Source organism: Edwardsiella ictaluri ATCC 33202 (assembly GCF_000264785.1).
Classification (GTDB): domain Bacteria; phylum Pseudomonadota; class Gammaproteobacteria; order Enterobacterales; family Enterobacteriaceae; genus Edwardsiella; species Edwardsiella ictaluri.
The window spans coordinates 1-1,973 of record NZ_AFJI01000112.1; the positions used below are offsets into that span (position 1 = coordinate 1).

4 protein-coding genes are annotated in these 1,973 nt (G+C 46.3%); all 4 read right to left on the reverse strand.

Going from position 1 to position 1,973, the window contains the following annotated elements; all coding sequences use genetic code 11:
• A partial coding sequence (locus tag EIEH_RS16045) for a hemagglutinin repeat-containing protein (RefSeq protein ID WP_035610323.1) occupies window positions 1–460 on the reverse strand: 460 nt, incomplete at its 3' end.
• Between the two features lie 90 nt (window positions 461–550).
• A complete protein-coding gene (locus EIEH_RS19405; protein WP_035610325.1) occupies window positions 551–793 on the reverse strand; it encodes a hypothetical protein in 243 nt (80 codons plus the stop codon).
• 47 nt (window positions 794–840) lie between these two features.
• Window positions 841–1,422 carry an adhesin gene (locus EIEH_RS16055; protein ID WP_071525763.1) on the reverse strand — a complete coding sequence of 194 codons (582 nt, stop codon included), beginning with the start codon at window positions 1,420–1,422 and terminating at the stop codon, window positions 841–843.
• A gap of 25 nt (window positions 1,423–1,447) precedes the next feature.
• On the reverse strand, window positions 1,448–1,702 hold the full coding sequence (locus EIEH_RS19180) for a hypothetical protein (RefSeq protein WP_015872528.1): 255 nt from the start codon (window positions 1,700–1,702) through the stop codon (window positions 1,448–1,450).
• Window positions 1,703–1,973 lie beyond the last annotated feature (271 nt).

Here is a 1,973-nt window from a genome sequence, read left to right on the forward strand (position 1 = left end):
CCTTGAACTCAGCGCGGTTGTCGATATCGGCAAAGCCCAGGGTTCCGCTATCTAAGCGGTTGTTCTCCTGACCGGCCGCGCTGGCAATGGCCGCGCCGTCCAGCTGGGTATGATTACCCACGGTGATATCAAAGCCACCGGTACCGGCAAAGATGCCGCTCTGGCTCTCCACCGAGGCATAGTCGCTGTGCATCTTATCGCGGCTGGCGGCGATACCCAGAGAGCCATTGCCGAAGCCGATGCTCCCCCCGGCGCTGAAGCTGGATTGCTTGGCCTCATAGCTATCAACCGCCTGCTCACTGCGTAGGGTCAGATTATTGCCGACATTCGCCACCACGTTCTCCCCCTGTACCTGCGCCCCCTTCAGGGTGGTGTCATTACCGCTGTTCAGCGTCAGGGTGTTGCCCGCGCTCACCGTGGTATCCGTGGCATAGCGGCTGTTGCCTTTTTCAAATACCATAATCCGTCAGTACGGCAGCTTAAATCCGTCGCCGAGTAAATTATTCTTCACAACAACCCCAGTTGAAAAAGACTGGGATTGTTGTTAATTTCAGTCTGGGGCCGAAGGTGGCTTTTTACGGGCGTCAAACTTATCTATCAGATTAAATACTATTGCAGCCAAAGTGATTGCAGACCCAGCAATTATACTTCTAACAAGAGTACTTAATACAATTTCGAAAGGCAAATAAAAATCATGTAAATAAATAAAACCTATAACAACAGAAATAATCAAACCCAATATGAAAAAAGCAAAAGAATAATATAAAAACATCAATGCATATTTTAATGCCATTTTCACTTTTTTCACCTTCTTTATTTTTAGATGTTTTTTTGACAACATTATTCATTTGCTCTGAAATATATGCCCCCCCCAACATCATAAACAAAACCCGGAAGCTCTTTCCCGGTTACCGAATTTACAATTCCCGGAGCATATATTCTGAACATTCCTCCAGTCCAGGCACCTGCGGCAGATCCTCCTATGGAGCCAATATCCGCCCAATCCGTAAACACTGCACCACCCGCCGCAATCCCCACGTTTTTCCAGATTCCACGACCCGGTGCTAATCCACCAGTTATCGCTGCTGAGGTACTGCTCCAATAATCCCAAGTCTTAGTTTCATTTCCCGGCTGATTCAGGTCATACAACTGGTAAGCACCATTCGCGAATGCACCAACCAATGCACCACCAACCGCTTTACCTACCGACGCGGCGGGGCCCAAATAGGCTGCGCCCAGAATCAATGCACCATCCGTATACCCATCGACTATCGCCTTGGCTATATTTGCGCCCTCCGGTAGCTCTCCCCTCGCCAGCTTACTTAAGCCCGACTCAATTTCCTCTGGGGATAACTTATGCGTTAAAGCATAATCCAGCCATGAGTTCACCGCCAGACCATAATCCATCATGCCTTTAGGCATGATTTGTGGCGCAAGGAAATTATTCTCAACTTAAGCGCTTACGTTCATCAAGTTTAGATAAAATCCAACAACCTATACCCAAAGGAATCCCTCCGGAGAGTCCCATTTTTACTGAGTAGATAACATTAAGTACCCAATCAAACTCAAAAAGACCATTTTTATAGAAATAAATACAAGTAATCAGCAGTCTAATAAAAAATATAATGCCTGTAGAAATACAAACACAATAAATTATCAAAAAGCATAATAATCGAAGACCAACAGTTTGAATAAGTTTCATCTATCACTCCTGATTCTTCTTATTCATAGATGGTCGCCTCCGGTTTGCCAAGCTAAACATGTTGTGGTGGATTTGCAGGTCATCAATTGCAGCCATAGATCCGGACTTTGCCGAGGTGATGTGAAACTCCTCTGTCCCTGATGGAATACGCTGATGGAGACCTCTATCAACAAAGCGCTCTTTCAGTAGCTTTGAATAAACCGGGTTTTCCCCATCACGGTCTGACCTGTCCTGCCATCACGTCATGCTTGCCTGAACAATCGGTGGTGTT